The organism is Bifidobacterium sp. RTP21102st3_E2_RTP21102_210122 (assembly GCF_040916945.1).
In the GTDB taxonomy this organism is placed as follows: domain Bacteria; phylum Actinomycetota; class Actinomycetes; order Actinomycetales; family Bifidobacteriaceae; genus Bifidobacterium; species Bifidobacterium longum.
The window spans coordinates 1-3,087 of record NZ_JBCPAN010000013.1 but is presented as its reverse complement, the minus strand read 5'-3'; the positions used below and the strand labels follow the sequence as shown (position 1 = coordinate 3,087).

The 3,087-nt window shown below is 58.5% G+C and carries 3 protein-coding genes; 1 reads left to right on the top strand and 2 read right to left on the bottom strand.

All coding sequences use genetic code 11. The features are described 5' to 3' along the window. The first annotated feature begins 413 nt into the window (after nucleotides 1-413). Complete coding sequence (locus tag AB5287_RS09835) at nucleotides 414-1,169, top strand: NAD-dependent protein deacetylase (protein WP_007051834.1); 756 nt, start codon at nucleotides 414-416, stop codon at nucleotides 1,167-1,169. Between the two features lie 145 nt (nucleotides 1,170-1,314). Here AB5287_RS09835 and ilvA read toward each other — a convergent pair whose 3' ends face one another. Next, entirely contained in the window at nucleotides 1,315-2,580 is a 1,266-nt protein-coding gene (gene ilvA / locus AB5287_RS09830) for a threonine ammonia-lyase (protein ID WP_007051833.1), read from the bottom strand. 247 nt (nucleotides 2,581-2,827) lie between these two features. Continuing rightward, a partial coding sequence (locus AB5287_RS09825; RefSeq protein ID WP_368221148.1) for an alpha-glucosidase C-terminal domain-containing protein occupies nucleotides 2,828-3,087 on the bottom strand: 260 nt, incomplete at its 5' end.

Sequence of the window (3,087 nt, the reverse complement as noted above, 5' to 3'; positions counted from 1 at the left end):
CTATAAAGAAGTAGTACAAACACGCTCTTGAGTTCTCAAACCACCACCACACCAGCCAGACGGGAAACCAACCAGAGGAAGGAACCCGCCGCGCTGAGCGGCAACAGATGAATAACTTACACGCATGTCCGGATTCACGCAAATCAAGGCGCACAAAAACCCCAGGAATCGGCATAACAGCGCGGTTCCCTCGGCGTGTCGCACAGAGCCCACTTTGCTCTGATGAGGCTAGGCTAACCCCTCAAATGTTTCTGAAAAGCATCAAATCCACTATTCGGCTGGCGTGTCGCGAGAGTTTTCAGCTTGTCGGCCCTGCGTTCATCTCTCGGCAACCACACTGCCGGCGCACAATCGGCGCATGACAGCGCTCCGTCATCGGATTTCGTTCATGAATCGCGGGTATACCTGTAGTTATGACCAAGAAGATTGCTGTATTAACCGGGGCGGGCATTTCCACGTCCGCCGGCATCCCTGATTTCCGCGGTCCGGACGGTGTGTGGACCAAGCATCCTGACCAAATGAGCGTTTACGACATCGATCTGTTCCTGCGCAACAAAGAGGACCGCGAGTACTCCTGGCGCTGGCAAAAGGAATCGCCAGTATGGAATGCGCAGCCCGGCACTGCGCATAAGGCGCTGGTCAAGCTGGAACAAGCCGGCATGCTGACGCTGCTGGCCACGCAGAACTTCGATGCGCTGCATGAGAAGGCCGGCAACAGCGACAACGTCATCGTGAACCTGCACGGCACTATCGGCACCTCGCATTGCATGAAGTGCCATCAGGAATATGCCACGGCGGACATCATGGCCCGTTTGGATGAAGAGCCCGACCCACATTGCCATCGCAAACTGAAGTATCGTGGCGATATGCCGTGCAATGGCATTATCAAAACCGATGTGGTGTATTTCGGTGAGGCGTTGCCGGACGGCGCGATGGAGAAGTCGTACAGTCTGGCCACCAAAGCCGACGAACTATGGGTAATCGGATCGACCCTTGAGGTGTACCCGGCGGCGAGCATTGTGCCGGTGGCCGCGCAGGCGGGCGTGCCCATCACCATTATGAATATGGGTCACACGCAATATGACCATCTTGCGAGCCGCTTGATTCATGAGGATATCGCCGTTGCCCTGCCGAAGTTGGTGGACGAGACGATTGCGGAGAACAAGTAGCCCTCAGCATAACGAAAGCGCCGGTGGGTGGGTTAAGCAACTGATGATTGTCGGTTAACCACCCACCGGCGCTTTTGCGCCACCTCCCGCCAGCGGGAGGTATTGGAGCACACTTCTGCGCGGCTTCCCGCCAGCGGTATTGGAATCAGTAGATGCGCTTGGGCTGGAATCCGGCTTCCCTGAGTGCCGCGAGGATGCGGTCGATGTGCTCGGGGCCGTTGGTCTCGACCGTGACGCCGAGAGACACCGCGTTGGTGTAGTGGCCGGATGCCTTGAACTGGTCGTGATCAAGCTGAATGACGTTGGCGCGCTGCTCGGCAAGCAGGGTGGCCACCTTGACGAGCTGGCCCGGAGTATCCGGCAGCTCGACCTCGAAGTTCATGATGCGGCCGCGGGCGATCATACCTTTCTGAATCACCGCACCCATGGTCACGGTGTCGATATTGCCGCCGGACATAATCGGAACCACCACGTGCGGGCCGGTGGCGGCGGCGAACTTGCGCGAACGCAGGTTCAGGTGTTCCAGCGCAGCCAGCGAAACGGCGCCGGCCGCCTCGACCACCAGCTTATGCTTCTCGAGCATGAGCAGAATCATTTCGTTGATGTCGCGCTCGGTGACGGTGACCAGATCGTCCAGGAACTCGTTAATCAGAGCGAAGGGCAGGTCGCCGGGGTGCTTGACCGCAACACCTTCGGCGGAGGTAACCACATGGTCAGCCGGAGACACACGACCCGCGGCCAGCGAGTCCTTCCAGGCCGGTGAGCCCTCCGGAATCGCACCGATTACGCGCACTTCAGGCTTGAATGTCTTGATGGCGAGCGCCACGCCGGCACCCAGGCCACCACCACCGAGCGGCACGACCACGTCAGTGACGTTCGGCACGTCTTCAAGGATCTCCAGACCGATGGTGCCTTGGCCGCAGATGACTTCGTAATCGTCGAATGGCGGCACGTAAATCATGCCTTCCTTGTCGGCGAGCTCAGCAGCGTGGGCGGCGGATTCATCGAACACATCGCCGTACAGCACCACGTCGGCACCGTAGGCCTTGGTGGCATCGACCTTCAGCGGCGGGGTGATCTGCGGCATGCAGATGGTGGCCTTGGCTCCACGCTCGCGGGCCGCATAGGCCACACCCTGGGCATGGTTGCCGGCAGACGCGGTGACGATGCCGTGAGCGATCTGCTCTTCGGTGAGCGAAGCAATCTTGTTATAGGCACCGCGGATCTTGAAGGATCCGGTGACCTGCAGGTTTTCCGGCTTCAGGAGAATCTCATGGCCGGTCATCTCGCTCAGCACCGGAGAAGGAATGATCTCCGTGTGGCGGGCAGTGCCTTTGAGTCGTTCGGCGGCCAGCTTCAGTTCGGCTGCATGATCACGTTGCAGCGCCTTCAAAACATCCTTTTGTTCCATAGCTTTCCATTGTAAGCACCACAATGCCGAGAGACACCAGCTATCTCGCTTCACAGAGGTACATTCGGCCTTTTGCAGACAGCTATCTGTTTTCATAGGGGTACCGAGAAGCAAAAACCCCGGGTATAAGCCTTGATTTTCAATGCTTATACCTGGGGTTTCGACGTTACGGTACCTCTCTCAAGACAGATAGCATTTCGGGATAGCCCCGAAGTACCTCTTTGAGCGGAGAAAGGCACTCAATGCACTACAACTGGATGACGGCTGCCTCCCACGGGTCGAGCTCGCGGTTGGCAAGGGAGGCCACGGTGTGCGGAGCGTCATACGTGCTGATCACCACATTCGGCTCGGCGATTCCGACGGCGGTTAGTTCGGCAGCCTCACGTGGCAGGTCAACGGTTCGACTGGACATATTGACTACGACCAACAACTTCTCAGCGTCGAGCTCACGGGTAAAGGCATAGACGTGCGGATCAGCGGCGTCAATCAGTCGCCAGTCGCCGGCGG

Excerpts from the sequence above, each read along its gene's own strand:
- AB5287_RS09835 (WP_007051834.1), top strand. The coding sequence starts at position 414 with ATGACCAAGAAGATTGCTGTATTAACCGGGGCGGGCATTTCCACGTCC.
- ilvA (WP_007051833.1), bottom strand. The coding sequence starts at position 2,580 with ATGGAACAAAAGGATGTTTTGAAGGCGCTGCAACGTGATCATGCAGCC.